Raw genomic sequence first — 14,110 nt, forward strand, 5'->3', positions numbered from 1 at the left:
TCTCAGCTTGAGCAGGAGGCGCCGCGGATCGGCATCGGCTTGCTGGTGTAGCCGCCGACGCCGTCAGTGCCCTGGACCTCGAAGCAGTACTTGAGGCCAGGGGTGATCTTGCCGCTCCAGGAGGTGCTGGTGCCCTTGTAGAGGAGCACCGGCTCCTTCTTGCCTTGCTCCGCGCCGAATACGGCGACCGTCATCGGCTTGAACGTGCTCCACTGCAGCTTCACCGAGGTACCGAGGTCCTGCGGCGGCTTGAGCTCGATATCCACCGGCTGCGGGGTTGCCGTCACGGTTGGCGTCATCTGAGGGAGCGGACCGGCAGTCGGCTCCTTCTTGTCGCCAGGCTGCAACACCACCGGTACTACGGCGAGCAGCGCCACCGCGGCGGCCCCTGCGATCACCATCGTCTTGGACGGCTTCTTCCACGACGCCTTCTTCTTGGCGGTCTTCTTCACCGGCACCCGGGCCGGCGCAACCTGCGTGACCCGTCCGGTGGCGAGCTCATCGCGGAAATCGTCGAAATCCAGGTCGTCCACCGCGGGCTCATCCGCCTGCAGCAGAAGGGCTTCCAGCTCCTGTACGACCTGCGCCGCCTCGGGTCGGGCGTCCGGCTCCTTGGCCATCATCCGAGTGAGCAACCCCGCCAAGGCCGCGGGCACATCGCGGCCGGAAACCTCAGGCACAGGTTCGCGGAGGACCCGTAGTACGACATCATCCGCGGCCTCACCGGTCCTTGCCGGGAAGGGCGAGTGCCCGGTCAACGCCAGGTAGAGCACGGCCCCCAGCCCGTAGACATCGGCCTGCTCCGACAGCTCACCATCCCGCAACACCTCAGGAGCCGTGTACGCCGCGTCCCCCATCAAGTCCCGCGGAAACCGCAACCGCAACGCCATCCCGAAGTCACTCAACGCCGGCTGACCGCTGGACCGCTCAAGCACGTTGGCCGGCGTCACCCCACCATGAACCAGCCCGGCATTGTGCGCATCGGCCAGCACAGAAGCGAGTATCTGTCCCAGAACCACGACATCACCGATCGGCAGCGGCCTGCCGGCGACCAACTCCACCAACGACTGCGGACAGAACTCCATCCGCAACCCGGTCCGCCCGTCAGGCAACTCCTCCAGCGCGTCCACCCGCAGAATCGACGCCACCGACCGAAGGCCGGCAAGCTTCGCCTGCTCCACCTCGACCCCGTTGTAGGTCCGCCGATCCAACGGCTGCGGATAGACCTTCAGCACCGCCGTCCGCCCACCAGCCACCGGGGCCACCAGGAAAACCGACGCAACCGGTCCCTCGGCCCGCAGAACCAACCCACTCACAGGTATCTCCGCCATCACACTCATCTTCGCACCCGACCGGCCCAGGTCATCGCGGATCCGCTACATCGACATAGGCGCAGCCGTGCGCGACCAGATACCGGAGATCGCCGAGCACGCTGGTCAGAGCATCGGCAGGCTCTGCGTCACCGGCGATCGAGGCGCGCACCTGACACATGTGCCACAACGTCGGCGCCACCGAACCCCACTGCCACAGCTCGTAGCTACTGGGATCGAGCATCGCCGCGGCGCCGAGTCCGGGCAGGCCGACGGCGTACTGATCCGGATTCTCCGGGCTGTTGCCGAGTCCGACGAACTGCACATCGAGCCGGTAGGCCTTCGCGAACGCCTCCGATGCCGACGCCAGTAGGCCGTCAGTCGCTAGTGCTTCGGCGTGTCTGGCCGGCTCGCTGATCCCGGCATCGAGGGCGGCGGCGACCAGATCGTCGGCGGACCACGAGCCTTTACCGAGCTGTGGGGTGCCGTGGCTCAGCACCCAGGTTCCGAAGGCGTCCTCGGACAGCCGGTGCTGCTGCCAGCCGATCCGGATCGCGTGCAGGGGAAGACCGTCGTCGTCAGGTCGCAGGCCGGCATAGTGGCCAACAGGAAAGAGGGTTGAGGCGGCCATCAGTTGGACCGCCGATCGAGGTACGCGGCCCGGCTGGAGAGCAAACCGTGGACCTCGCGGAGGATGCCGGCCAGCACCGCCCGCGGTTGGGTCTCCTCGACCGACTCGATCCCGGCATTGCGGGCCACTTCCGCCGCATCGTGGCAGCCGGCCCACAGTTGCGGGGCGAGGTGCGCCCAGGACCAGACGTCGTAGACGGCCGTCGACACCTGGACGAGCGGCTGGTTGAGCAGGCCGATGTTTTGCAGCCAGGGCTGGTCCGGGTCGGGTCCGAGCCCGATCAGGAGCGGAACGAGCTGGTGCCGCTGGGCGAACTCGATCGCCGCGTCGCCGTCCGGATCGAGGGCGGCCAGTAGCCGGTCGGTCAGCAGTTGGTCGACGATCTTGCCGGCCACGTCCGGATCCAGCCCGAACCGTTCAGCGGTCCGTACCACCGAGGCGCGAGTGGGCCGGTCCTGGTCATCGATGCCGTGGGCAAGCAACCAGACGGTGAACTCGGTCCTGGTCAGCTCCGCGACCTCGATCCCGGCCCGCACCTGCTGATGGTGGCCGGCACCGCCGTCGGCGTACCGGGCTCCGAGATCATGACCGATCGGCAGCAGCAGTGGCTCCGCAGTCATCACGTGCACCTCCTCCGTCCTCGGGCCCGAGCGTAGGCGCGGTCAACGCGTCCGCAGGGCCGGCGGCAGGAAAAGGCCAGCCCGCCCCGGAGGCGCGGCGGACAACGGACAGTGGGGGTGCCTCAGTGGGCCGAAGAAGCAAGAAAAGAAGGGCGCCATGAACATCACCGGTCTTCTCCGCGTCACCATCGCCACCCCCCAACGCCGGCTGGACCTGGCCTTGCCTGAGCACTCGTCGGTCGCCGAGGTGCTGCCCGGCGTACTGACCAAAGCCGGGGAGCATCTCGCCGACGAAGGCGCTCCCGGCGGCGGGTGGGTGTTGCGCAGAGCCGACGGGGCTGAGCTCGTCCTCGGCCGGAGCCTCAGCTCGCACCGGATCCGCGACGGGGAGATCCTGCACCTCGTCCCGCGCCGGCTGGAATGGCCCGAGCTCGAGTACGACGACCTGGTCGACGCGGTCGCCTCCGGCTCCGGCCGGCTCGGCGCTGCCTGGTCGCCCTGGCACACCAGGATGTCCGGTCTGATCTCCGCGGCGATCGCCCTGCTGGTCGTCATCGTCACGATCCTGCGCCTGGGCACGCCCTGGCAGACCCCTGCGGGCTGGCTGCTGCTCACGTCGTTGCTGCTGGTAGCAGGCGCGGTCACCTTGGCCAGAGTGGTCGGCGACTCCGGAGCCGGTGTGATGGTCGGAGGGATCGGCCTGCCGTGCGCAGGGCTCGGAGGCGGCCTCCTGCTGGCCGGTGCGGCGAGCTGGCCCGCGGTTGGCGCGCCACAGGTCCTCGCCGCGAGCGCCGCTCTGATGCTGGCCGGCGCGGCCTGCTACCTCGGTGTCGTGGACGGCGCGGTCCTGTTCATCGGTGCGATCAGCGTCGGGGTCCTGGGCGTGGCCGGCGGCTGGATCGGTACTTCGGAGGCTCTCGACGGTGCTGACGTCGCTGCGATCCTCGGCGCTGCCCTGCTGGGGTTCTCGCCGTTGTTCGCCTCCCTCGCGCTCCGATTGGGACGGCTGCCGATGCCGATCCTGCCCCGGACGACCGCCGACCTGGTCCGGGACGATCCATTGCCGCCACGCAAACAAGTGTACGGCGCTGTGGTCCGCGCCGACGGTCTGCTGACGGGGATGCTGGTCGGGCTGATGGTCGTACTGTCGACCTGCCAGGTCCTGCTGGTGCTGGCCGAGACGCGGTCGGCGACGATCCTGGTCTGCCTGCTGAGCGCCGGAGCATTCCTCCGCACCCGGCTGTACCCGATCGTGAAGCAACGGTTGCTGCTGCTGATTCCTGCCCTCGTCGGCGGAGCCGGTCTTGTCCTCGGTCCGCTGAGCCGGCAGCTCGCCGATCCGGTCGCGGTGATCGCCCCGGCCGTGCTGGTACTGGCCGCGCTCGCGGTCTTCTTCGGCCTGCGGTACAGCATCCGCCGGCCGAGCCCGTACCTGAGCAGGTACGCCGAGATCGTGGAGATCATGGTGACGCTCGCGGTGATCCCGGTGGCGGCAGCGGTGCTCGGCCTGTACGGCGCTGTGCGGGGCTGGGGAGGCTGAGATGGCGACCAGGAAGGACCAGCTCCAGGCGCACCAGTTCTCCATCCAGCGGATGACGTCTGCGCTGGTGACCCGGGAGACCGACCCGGAGCAGCCACCGTTCAAGCGACCGCTGGCCGCCGCCTTCTGGAGCGCGGCGATCCTCGTCCTCGCACTGGTGGTGGCCGGTGTCTACGGCCTGGTCGTCCCGGGCGGGAGCAAGGCCTGGAGCGGCGGCGACGTGGTCGTGGTCGAGAAGGAGACCGGGACCCGGTTCGTCTACGTCGACGGCCATCTGCACCCGGTCACCAACTACACTTCCGCATTGCTTGCCCTAGGCAAATATGGCGCAGTCCGGCGGGTGTCGCGGCGGTCGCTGGCGGACGTACCGCGGGGATCACTGATCGGCATCAAGGACGCCCCCGACGCGCTGCCGGACCGCAAGCGGCTGCTCACCGGTGGCTGGACCTTGTGTTCCGAGCCGGCCCTCGACGCCAGCGGGGCGGCCACCAGCGAGTCCGTCCTGATGGTTGGTTCGCAGCCCACCCAGGACCAGTCGATGCTGGACGCCGCGATGCTGGTGGAGGTGATGGAGACCGGCGACCAGTACCTGATCTGGAAGGGCTACCGGCACCGGATCCAGAAGTCCGACACCACCACGGTCGGCCTGGCGCTTGGTTCGGAACCCTGGGCCCGGGTCGGCTCGGCCTTCGTCGCCTCGCTGCCGGACGGGGACCCGATCGCGCCGATCGCCACGGCCGGCGTGGGCAAGCCGTCGTCCGCGATCCCGGACCGGTCCGGCACCCGGATCGGACAGCTGTTCGTCGTGGCCACCTCGAGCGGCGCCCAGCAGTACTACCTCGCGCTCAAGGACAAGCTCCGGCCGATCACCGCGTTGCAGTACGACATCCAGCGCGCGTACCGCCCGATCACCGCGGCGTACGGCGGCAAGGCGCCGGTCGCGCTCCCGCTCGGCCTGCTGTCGTTGGGTCGCGCCGAACCACCGTCGACCCGGGCTGACGAGGGCCAGACGCCGCGGACCCGGCCCAAATTCGTTGCCCCACGCAACGGCCAGGGGACGGTCTGCGCGACCTACCAGCCCGATGACCGGGTCCCCACGGTCACCATCGACGCCACGATGCCGCCGCGCGACCAGGCGACCATGACCGTCAAACGAGGAAAACTCGGTACCGCGCTGGCCGACCGCATCCTGGTAGAACCGGGCGCCGCCGCGATCGTCGAGGCGATGCCGTCGGACCAGGCGCAGGCAGGCACCGTCTCCATCATCACCGACCTGGGCCGCGCCTACTCGCTGTCCGATCCGGCTCTGCTCGAAACCCTGGGCTACGACGGCGTCGAACCAGTCCGAATCCCCGCCCAGCTAGTAGCCCGGATCCCCCAAGGCACCGGCCTGGACCCCTCAGCCGCCATCCAACCCGTCGCCTGACCCCGCGTCCCCATCCAACCCGTCGCCTGCCCGCGTCCCCATCTCGCTGGTTAACCCCCGAGTTTGTGGGTTGCCACCCCGGAACCCGAGGTGACAACCCACAAACTGAGGGGTTAACCCCTCAGATGAGAACAGGCCCTGGCTGGGTAGCCGGGGATGAGAACGCGCCCTGGCTGGGTAGCCGGGGATGAGAACGGGCCCCTGGCTGGGGAGCCGGGGATGGGGACGGGCCCCTGGCTGGTAGCCAGGGGCCCGTTGGTGGTGGGGGGCGGTCAGGTGGCTAGGCGGCCGGTTCGCTTCTTGGTTTCGGCGGCTTCGGCCTCCTCGACCTTCCACAGCTCCTCGTCGAGAAGCTGGATGGTGTCGGCCTTCTCCCGCTCGTCCTTCCGGCGCCGGCTCGCCGCCGGAACCATCGGGAACCCACCGGGTAACGACTTACCGGCCTTGCCCCGCAGCCCGATCGGAACGCCCGGCGTCTCGTCGTCCTGCGACTTGCGCTTGCGGTTCACCGGCCGGATCGCACCGGCACCCGGCTTGCCACCACGCCCGCCACCGCCGGCAGCGCCCGCACCCGGCGGCATCATCGGCGGAGGCATGCCACCCGAGCCCGCGGGCGACGTACCCGAAGGCGATCCGGCAAGCCCGGTCGGTGCCGCTGGAGCCTGTCCGGTCGACGGCTGAGTGGGTGCCGAGACCTGCTGCACAGCCCGCGCGATCTGCTGGTCCCCACGGAGTGCGGGATCCCCGATCTTGGACAGGTCGGGCAGACCCCGGCCCTTGCCGAGTCCGCCACCACCGAGGCTGCCGAGACCGCCACCGCCCTTGCCGCCCCCGCCGAGGGACGGCAGGTTGCCCTTCGATCCAGGACCGATGCCCAGCGGCCCGGTCGGCGGGATCAGCGGCGGCGGACCACCGACCGGTGCGGTCGGGTACGGACCTGGGTGGGTCTGCAACGGCGGCAGGTTCAGGCTGGGATTCGGCGGCGCCGTCAACGGCGGCAGGCCAGCCAGCCCGGTACCCGGACCATTGGGGTCCCCGGGCAGCGGCGGCAAGCCTCCCTGCCCCAGATCACCCTGCCCCAGATCGCCGGCTGCCCCGGGATCACCCGCTCCGGCGCCGGTGTCACCCGCACCAGCCTGATCCCCACCGGCGCCGGCCTGATCCCCACCGGCACCAGCCTCGTCGCCCGCTCCTGCCTCGGCTCCACCTGGATCACCACCCGGCTGAGCACCACCTGGCTGAGCACCACCCGGTTGAGCGCCACCGGGAGCAGCGCCACCGGGATTGGCACCACCGGGCGAGGGAGCGTTGTTGCCCGGCCCGACCCATCTCAGCTGCTGCGCCTGGGCAGTGATCTCAGGGCCGTACTGTTCGTACATCGTGCCGAGCAGGTGGAGCGCGTTGCCCATCGGCAACACGAACGGAATGATCTGCGGGACGTACTGGTTCGCGATCTCGTCGGCGCTCATGTTGGCGCCCTCCATGTTGGCGGTGTTCGACCCGTACTGCCGGGCGAAGGCGATCTGGCGGAGCGCCTCCGTCTTGGCCTTGGCCACCTGCACACCGGTCCCCGCGACGTAGTCGCTGAGCCCTTTCAGTTTGTTCGTCACGCCGGATGCTCCGGCCATCTGATCGCTGCCGTCGGTCAGGGACTTCGCCGAGCCCTCGGTCTTGGTGGTGAACACCGAGGCGTCGGACATCTGCTTGTTCCACGACTGTGTCAGGTCGGTCGCGTTCCGGCGCAGGTCCTGGGCCGCGCCGGTCACCGCGGTACTCGCGTCCGTCCAGACCTTCTGGACCGATTCGAGCACTCCGATCATGGCCTTTTCCTGCTCGGCGACAGCGCCGAGAAGGTTGACCGCGGTCTCCAGTTGGTCGAGCGTCGTCGCGCTACTGACACTGAACTTGGCGTTGTAGTCGGTGGCCATCAGTGTCCTCCTGCCGGCGGTACGTCCCACAACGTGAAGACCGGGTTGGTGGGGACCGCGTGGTCGCTGGGCTTCAGCAAGGCGTTCATCCTGGCCGTGGTCACCGCGAGCAGGTGACCGTACTTGTCGCTGATCGATGCGACGGCGGTCTGGTATCCGTGGAAACCCTGCGACGTCTGGGTCAGGTACTGCGCCAAGGTGTCGCGCGCCTGCCGCTCCTGGGTCATGAACACCTTGCTTTCGTCCGTGCCACCCTGCGGGGCGGCCGCGGGCGCCGTGCTCGCAACCCGTCCCATCGCGCCGTCGAACCCCTCGACGAGCGATTTCATCGAATCGTCGAAATGGTTGAACGCTTCGGTGGCCTTGATGTCGACTAGTCCGTCCATCGATCCCTCCTTGTCCGTGGTGCGGGCGGTCCCGCACCTGTTCTTGGTGTTCAGTCGGCCGGCGGGTGGGTCAGCTGGATCAGCTGGGTGCTGCCCTGCCGGTTGATCAGGAAGCCTCGGCCCGGCGGCAGCGGCTGGGCCCGCAGCCCACCGAGCAGCAGGCCCTCGTCCCGGCTGCCGGACAGCAGCAGGCCGGGCGAACCGACATCGCGGATCTTCGCCAGTACCGGCTCGAACAGCCCGCGCATCGCACCACCGGTCCGCCGGGCCGCGTAGACCCGCAGGCCGATGTCCGCTGCCTGCGGGATGTACGGCAGCAGCGGCATCAACGGGTGGCCTTCGCCGGAGGCGACCATGTCGTAGTCGTCGATCAGGACGAAGATGTCCGGGCCCTGCCACCACGAGCGGTCCCGCAGTTGCTGCGGGGTGACGTCCGGTCCAGGAATGCGCTGATCGAGGATCTGGACCAGCCGGTTGATCAGGTCCGCGGAGACCTGGTGCCCGGTGCCGTAGCCGAGCAGGTGTTCGCCTTCGACCGAGCCGAGCAGACTGCGCCGGTGATCGATGACCAGCACACAGGCTTGTTCGGGTGTGTACGTCTCGACGATCCGCCGGTGCAGCGTGCGCAGGAAGCTGGTCTTCCCGGAGACCGCGTCACCGAGCAGGATGAAGGTCGGGTTGGCCACCGGATCGAGCAGAACCGGCTCGAGGCTGCGCTCGGCAACACCCACGGCCAGCCCGGCTTCCGCGGAGCTCGCGCCGTTGCAGGCTTCGTACGGTACGTCGGACGGCAGCAAGCGGACCTCGGGTGCGGCGACATCGGGCCAGGCGGCGACGACCTTCTGGACCAGGTCGGCGAGCCCGACGGTGACTCGCTCCTCGCCGGCCGGCTCGGACAGCCGGGGAGCAGCGATCAGGAAGTGATGCCGGCCGGCGGAGATACCGCGTCCCGGAGCCCGCTCCGGAACCAGCGCGGCCGCCCGCCGGTCGACCATCGAGTCGATCGGGTCGCCGATCCGCAGTTCGAGTTTGGTCGCGCACAGGTCGCGGATGTTGGTCCGCAGATCGAACCAGCGAGCCACGCTGATCATCAGGTGCACGCCGTAGGCCAGGCCCCGGGTCGCGATGTCGGCGAGCAGTTGCTCGAGGTCGTCGAAGTCGTTGCGGATCGTGGCCCAGCCGTCGATGACCAGGAACACGTCGCCGTACGGCAGGTCGGCGAGCTCACCGCTGCGCCGGCGTTCGCGATACGTCTCCATGCTGTCGATCCGGAGCTTGGCGAACGTCTTCTCCCGCTCGGCGATGATGCCCAGTACTTCGATGACGCTGCGACGGACCGCGTTGACGTCCTGCCGTCCGGCCACCCCACCGACGTGCGGCAGGTCCTGGACGCCGCTCAGCACGCCGCCACCGAAGTCGAGGCAGTAGAACTGCACGTCGCGGGGCGAGTGCGTCAGGGCGAGCCCGGCGATGATCGAGACCAGTGCTGTGCTCTTACCGCTCTGCACCGCGCCGGCGACCGCGACGTGTCCACCGCCCGCGGAGAGGTCGAGCAGCAACGGATCGCGACGCTGTTCGAGCGGCCGGTCCACGATGCCGGCCACCGTCATCAGCCGGCCGGGCCGGAAGCCGGGCACCAGTGGGCTGTTCGGAGTACCGGGGAGCACGGAACCGAGGGCCGGAGCCTTGTCCAGCGGGGGCAACCAGATCTGGTGCGCGGCGGTTCCCTTGCCCTCGAACCGGTCGACCAGGACGTCCATCAGGCTCTCGCCGATCGCCTCGTCGAACACGCCATCGGGGTCGGCCGGTGACTCGTCGACCTCGTCCTCGACCGCTGCGGCGACGTAGGCGCTGGAGTAGTCGAGCAGCTCCAGCGTCTGCTCATCGGTCAGCGGCAGCATGCCGGGGACCGGCCGGCGATGAACCCCGGAGACATACGCCGAACGGAAGCGATCCATCTGCTCGGTACCGACCCGCAGGAACCCGTGACCAGGGGCCCGCGGCAGGTGGAACGCGTCGTTGACCCCGAGCACGGTCCGGCTGTCGATGTCGGAGAACGTCCGCAGCCCGATGCGGTACGACAGGTGGGTCTCCAGGCCGCGCAACCGGCCTTCCTCCAGCCGCTGGCTGGCCAGCAGCAGGTGGACGCCGAGCGACCGTCCCACCCGGCCGATCTGGACGAACATGTCGATGAAGTCCGGCCGGGCGGTCAGCAGTTCGCTGAACTCGTCACAGATCACCAGCAGCGTCGGTACTTCCTCCAGCGGCGCCCCGGCCGCCCTGGCCTTCTCGTAGTCGCGCAGGGAAGAGAAGTTGCCTGCGGCCCGTAAAAGCTCCTGCCGGCGGAGCAGCTCGCCGTTGATCGCGTCGGCCATCCGGTCGACCAGGTGCAGTTCCTCGGCCAGGTTGGTGATCACCGCGCTGGTGTGCGGGAGCTTGTCCAGCCGGGTGAAGGTCGCGCCACCCTTGAAGTCGACCAGCGCGAAGTTCAGCGACCGCGGCGGATGCGTGATCGCCAGCGCCAGTACGAGGGTCCGCAGCAACTCGCTCTTGCCGGAGCCGGTGGCGCCGATCAGCAGGCCGTGCGGGCCCATCCCTTCCTGCGCGGACTCCTTCAGGTCGAGCTCGATCGGCTGTCCGTCGGCCCGCAGACCGAACTTGACCCGGAGCCGGTCGCGACTCGGCCGTGGCAACCAGGTGTCCTCGGGATCGAAGTCGAAGGGATCACCGAGATCGAGCAGCTCGGCCAGCCCAAGGTCGGCGCTCAGCGGCTGCTCGCCGTGGGCTCCGGCCGTCAACCGGAGCGGGGCGAGCTGGCGAGCCAGGCCCTCGGCGGAGACCAGGTCCAGGGTGTCCGCTTCGCCGATGGTCTCGGTGCCGTCCATCGTCTCGGCATCCATGCCGCCGTCGGCTCCGACGTACAGGCTGATCGCGCTCGGGTCGAGCGCACGGGGTGGCGGGAAGGTCAGGTCCAGGATCGTCACGCCCTCCAGCCCGGCGCCGGCCAGCAGGTGATCGGATCCGTCGACGTCACCGCCGTCGAGGACGACCACCAGGTGTGGCCCGCGGACCGCGCTCGCGGTGTCGGGATCGAAGCGCGGGCGGTTGGCGATCAGGTCGTCGAGCATCGCCTCGATCGCGGTGATCGAGGGCGCGATCAGGCGCAGTGGTCCGAGCGCGTCGGTCCGTTCGGGGTGCAGGGCGTGCGGGAGCCATTTCACCCAGTCCCAGTCGGCGCGGCGATCCGGTCCGGCGCAGACGGCGATCCGCAAGTTGTCCGGCGCGTGCAGCGCCGCCAGTTGAGCGATCATTGCCCGCGTCAACGACTGCGAACGGCCCTCGTCGCCGGGCAGGTAGATCCGGGCGAACCCGGTGACGGCGATCGCCAACGGGAGGTTGGACACCGCGGCGTACGTCGAGACGAAACGGCGCAACGCCAACGCGGAAAGGGGTTCCAGCCGTTCCAGCGGTTGTGTGTCCGGCGGTACGACCGCCGTCATCGGGCCTTGCCGGCCGATCCCGATCCGGGTGACGCCGAAGTCGGGGTCGTCGCCGCGGCGCTCCCAGAGCCGGTAGCTGCCCGCCAGTGCCCACAGCGAGGTGGGATCGGGATGCAGGTAGTGCAGAGTCTCCCGCTGCTGGTCGATCGCGCGGCCGAGCCGCAGGCGTTGCTGCGCGAGGTGCCGCAGGTAGGTACGCCGGGCCTGTCCCATCTCGACCTTGCCGGCGCCGTTGCCGCGGTTGAACATCGCCATCACGATCATCCCGATCATGGCCAGCCCGAACAGACCGAAGATCACGTACCGCAGGCTGCTGGCGATGCTGCCCGAGAACATCAGCATCATCGCGCCCATCATCGCCACCATCGGCAGCACCATCAGCATCTGCGCCCACTGCCGGCCGCCGGCCTCCGGTACCTCGGGCGGCGCCTCCAGCAACAGCTCACCGCCGGGCAGTTCGGGCGCGGGCCGCCGGGTCGGGCGCCGGACCACCACTGTTGCCATCGTCAACCTCCACAGGAGAGTTCGCTCCTGTGGATCATCACGCGCCTTCCGCGCCGCCGACCGGGGGTGGCAGGAAGGTGTCGCCGGGTCCGGCAAGGCGACCGGGCTCCCTACCTTGGCGAACAGGTATCACCAGCGAGAAGGGAGTAGGGGATGAGCGACTTCATCCAGGGTTTCACCGAGAACATCGCGCACCACGCCAACGTGACCGCGATGTACGGCCAGGACCTGACGTCCAACGCCAGCCGGACGGCGGCGGAGATCGGCAGCCTGAACGGCTCGTGGCGCGGCCCTGGCTACAACGCGGCCTCGGCGGTCGGTGACAACTGGCAGAGCGGGGTGCGCCCGCACCACGAGCGGGTCCATAACCGGTCGACCAGCGTCGGCCAGATCGGCAGCCACTACGAGGGGCACATCGCCAACGACGTCCAGATGATGAACGGCCTCAGCGGGCCGCTCACCGCCTGACTCGACCTCAGAAAGGAGCAAGGCCCATGCCAGAGCTTTTCCAGCAGATCAGCGGTATGGCGGACTCCGCGTCCGTCATGGCCAACATCTCCAACGAGCGGCAGCTGGCCGCGCAGGACCACCTGCGGGCCAGCCAGGTGTTGCACAACGACGCCTGGATGGACAACGTCGGCGCGGATGCCGTCTCGCAGATCCACCAAGAGGTCACCGGCACCCTCGGTGCGGCTGACCATCAGCACCGGCAGTCGAACGCGTGGAACCAGTGCGGCGCTGACGCCAGCAGCACGCTCGCGACCTGCCAGGGCATCGCCAACGGGATGTGAACTCCGGCTGACGAACCCAACAGGTGACAGAACCCCGGATCGGCCAACCGGTCCGGGGTTCGGTTCGTGTGGTCAGTCCACCTGGGCGAACAGACGTTCCGGGGGCAACTCCGCCGGACTCGCCTCGTGATGCCGGTGGATCAGCGACCTGCCGGCCTGCCAGCGGCGCCGGTGGCCGCCAACCAGCAGCGTCGTGAACAAGATGATGAGTGCTGTACCGCCGACAGCCAGGCCGGTCATCCAGCGCGCGTCGAGCCCTGCCGCGCGCCACCAGGCGCCGTGGTCGAGCAACTGCTGATCGACAGGCGCGGCCTGCATCGCGGGCAGTTTTCTGGCCGCGGCCCCGATCATTCCTTCGGTGACGGCACGGTAGGGGTCGACGATTCCCGCCCCGTACTCCGCGCTGCCGGCGCCGCCCCGGGCCGGTGTCGCCGTGGCCTGCAGTCGCTGGATCACTTGTGCAGCAGTCATTTTCGGGTATGCCGCCCGTACCAGCGCAGCGCTGCCGGCCACGAAGGGTGCGGCGAAACTGGTGCCATCGGAGTAGGCGTGCCCGGTCCGCCGGGTGGTGGTGAGGACGCCTGCGCCGGGAGCGACCAGATCGACGTACGGGCCGAGCTGTGAAGCGCCGAGCCGTTTGCCGGCGATGTCGATCGCGCCGACGCCGAGGACTCCGGGGTACTGGGCGGGGTACGACGGCAGGATGCCGCTGGTGTTGGTCTGCTGGTTGCCGGCGGCAGCGACGACCACCACGTCCTTGGCGACCGCGTAGGCGATCGCGGCTCGTACCGGCGCCTGGTCCTGGTTGCCGGACATCGACAGATTGATCACCCGGGCACCCGAGTCCACGGCGAAACGGATGCCTTTGGCAAGGATCTGCGGAGGGATGACCTCGGTCTGCCCGTTGTCGCTGGTCTCTCGCTCGCTCACCCGAACCGGCAGGATCCGGGCTCCCGGCGCGATGCCCTGGAAGCCGATGCCGGTCGCGCGGTCGGCCGCGATGATTCCGGCCACGCCGGTACCGTGCGAGACGCAGTCGTAGTTGCCCGGCAGGGTGCCGACCAGGTAGAAGTCGCGGCCGCGCAGGACCTTGCCCGGTCGTCGCAGCTGCGGCTGGTCGGCGTCGACCCCGGAGTCGACCACGGCGACGGTGACCCCGGCGCCGGTGCTGAACGGCCAGGCCCGCTGGGGTTTCAGGAGTTCCTGGGCCCAGGGCAACGATCGCTCGACCGGCCGGCCGGGGTCCGGATTCGTACAGGCTCCCTTCGGCGGTGCGGCCGAGGCGGTGGTCGCCGACGGTCCCAGGGCGAGCGCGACGGCCGACATCAACAGGGCCGGGGTACGCCATCTCGACAGGTCTCTCACGCTTTCGAGCGTCGTCGATCCTGACCGTCCTCCGAGGGGTATGGCCGGAAGCGGTCAGCGTGGTCCGGGGGCTGTGCCCCGCGGGGATAGTGGCGACAGTTCAGCGATC

11 protein-coding genes are annotated in these 14,110 nt (G+C 69.3%); 4 read left to right on the forward strand and 7 right to left on the reverse strand.

What is annotated here, in order from left to right; all coding sequences use genetic code 11:
• Positions 1–2 precede the first annotated feature (2 nt).
• From OHA70_RS15985 to OHA70_RS15995, 3 genes are read right to left on the reverse strand one after another with little or no spacing between them, the layout of a single operon-like run.
• Positions 3–1,331 (reverse strand): serine/threonine protein kinase, encoded by a 1,329-nt coding sequence (locus OHA70_RS15985; protein WP_328333219.1) that lies wholly within the window; start codon positions 1,329–1,331, stop codon positions 3–5.
• Between the two features lie 31 nt (positions 1,332–1,362).
• Positions 1,363–1,941, reverse strand: a complete 579-nt coding sequence (locus OHA70_RS15990) for a hypothetical protein (RefSeq protein ID WP_328333221.1) — start codon at positions 1,939–1,941, stop codon at positions 1,363–1,365.
• A complete protein-coding gene (locus OHA70_RS15995) occupies positions 1,941–2,561 on the reverse strand; it encodes a hypothetical protein (RefSeq protein ID WP_328333223.1) in 621 nt (206 codons plus the stop codon). The genes OHA70_RS15990 and OHA70_RS15995 overlap by 1 nt, the downstream gene beginning before the upstream one ends.
• Before the next feature lie 157 nt (positions 2,562–2,718).
• Here OHA70_RS15995 and eccD point away from each other — a divergent pair, with 157 nt between their 5' ends.
• Together eccD and eccB are read left to right on the forward strand one after the other, a co-directional pair.
• Positions 2,719–4,101: a type VII secretion integral membrane protein EccD gene (gene eccD, locus OHA70_RS16000; protein ID WP_328333225.1), complete on the forward strand. Its 1,383-nt coding sequence runs from the start codon at positions 2,719–2,721 to the stop codon at positions 4,099–4,101.
• Position 4,102: 1 nt separating this feature from the next.
• The gene (gene eccB, locus OHA70_RS16005; protein WP_328333227.1) at positions 4,103–5,527 is read left to right on the forward strand and encodes a type VII secretion protein EccB; all 1,425 of its coding nucleotides are present in this window, start codon (positions 4,103–4,105) and stop codon (positions 5,525–5,527) included.
• Between the two features lie 272 nt (positions 5,528–5,799).
• Here the strand turns inward: eccB and OHA70_RS16010 are convergent, their stop codons facing one another.
• Genes OHA70_RS16010 through eccCa form a run of 3 tightly spaced genes read right to left on the reverse strand, consistent with a single transcriptional unit; the run spans position 5,800 to position 11,845 of the window.
• Positions 5,800–7,455 carry a hypothetical protein gene (locus tag OHA70_RS16010; protein WP_328333229.1) on the reverse strand — a complete coding sequence of 552 codons (1,656 nt, stop codon included), beginning with the start codon at positions 7,453–7,455 and terminating at the stop codon, positions 5,800–5,802.
• A complete protein-coding gene (locus OHA70_RS16015) occupies positions 7,455–7,841 on the reverse strand; it encodes a hypothetical protein (protein WP_328333232.1) in 387 nt (128 codons plus the stop codon). Before OHA70_RS16015 ends, OHA70_RS16010 begins: the two co-directional genes overlap by 1 nt.
• 50 nt (positions 7,842–7,891) lie before the next feature.
• Positions 7,892–11,845 carry a type VII secretion protein EccCa gene (gene eccCa / locus OHA70_RS16020; RefSeq protein ID WP_328333234.1) on the reverse strand — a complete coding sequence of 1,318 codons (3,954 nt, stop codon included), beginning with the start codon at positions 11,843–11,845 and terminating at the stop codon, positions 7,892–7,894.
• A 153-nt stretch (positions 11,846–11,998) separates the two neighbouring features.
• Here eccCa and OHA70_RS16025 point away from each other — a divergent pair, with 153 nt between their 5' ends.
• Together OHA70_RS16025 and OHA70_RS16030 are read left to right on the forward strand one after the other, a co-directional pair.
• Complete coding sequence (locus OHA70_RS16025; RefSeq protein WP_328333236.1) at positions 11,999–12,313, forward strand: hypothetical protein; 315 nt, start codon at positions 11,999–12,001, stop codon at positions 12,311–12,313.
• A 26-nt stretch (positions 12,314–12,339) separates the two neighbouring features.
• The gene (locus OHA70_RS16030; RefSeq protein ID WP_328333238.1) at positions 12,340–12,636 is read left to right on the forward strand and encodes a hypothetical protein; all 297 of its coding nucleotides are present in this window, start codon (positions 12,340–12,342) and stop codon (positions 12,634–12,636) included.
• A gap of 72 nt (positions 12,637–12,708) precedes the next feature.
• On the opposite strand, the gene mycP is transcribed toward OHA70_RS16030, so the two are convergent.
• Positions 12,709–14,001: a type VII secretion-associated serine protease mycosin gene (gene mycP, locus OHA70_RS16035; protein WP_328333240.1), complete on the reverse strand. Its 1,293-nt coding sequence runs from the start codon at positions 13,999–14,001 to the stop codon at positions 12,709–12,711.
• Positions 14,002–14,110: the final 109 nt, after the last annotated feature.

The organism is Kribbella sp. NBC_00382 (assembly GCF_036067295.1).
Taxonomy (GTDB): Bacteria; Actinomycetota; Actinomycetes; order Propionibacteriales; family Kribbellaceae; genus Kribbella.

Bases quoted from the DNA above. Each gene is read 5' to 3' on its own strand.
- OHA70_RS15985 (WP_328333219.1), bottom strand. From the start codon at position 1,331: ATGGCGGAGATACCTGTGAGTGGGTTGGTTCTGCGGGCCGAGGGACCG.
- OHA70_RS15990 (WP_328333221.1), bottom strand. From the start codon at position 1,941: ATGGCCGCCTCAACCCTCTTTCCTGTTGGCCACTATGCCGGCCTGCGA.
- OHA70_RS15995 (WP_328333223.1), bottom strand. From the start codon at position 2,561: ATGACTGCGGAGCCACTGCTGCTGCCGATCGGTCATGATCTCGGAGCC.
- eccD (WP_328333225.1), top strand. From the start codon at position 2,719: ATGAACATCACCGGTCTTCTCCGCGTCACCATCGCCACCCCCCAACGC.
- eccB (WP_328333227.1), top strand. From the start codon at position 4,103: ATGGCGACCAGGAAGGACCAGCTCCAGGCGCACCAGTTCTCCATCCAG.
- OHA70_RS16010 (WP_328333229.1), bottom strand. From the start codon at position 7,455: ATGGCCACCGACTACAACGCCAAGTTCAGTGTCAGTAGCGCGACGACG.
- OHA70_RS16015 (WP_328333232.1), bottom strand. From the start codon at position 7,841: ATGGACGGACTAGTCGACATCAAGGCCACCGAAGCGTTCAACCATTTC.
- eccCa (WP_328333234.1), bottom strand. From the start codon at position 11,845: ATGGCAACAGTGGTGGTCCGGCGCCCGACCCGGCGGCCCGCGCCCGAA.
- OHA70_RS16025 (WP_328333236.1), top strand. From the start codon at position 11,999: ATGAGCGACTTCATCCAGGGTTTCACCGAGAACATCGCGCACCACGCC.
- OHA70_RS16030 (WP_328333238.1), top strand. From the start codon at position 12,340: ATGCCAGAGCTTTTCCAGCAGATCAGCGGTATGGCGGACTCCGCGTCC.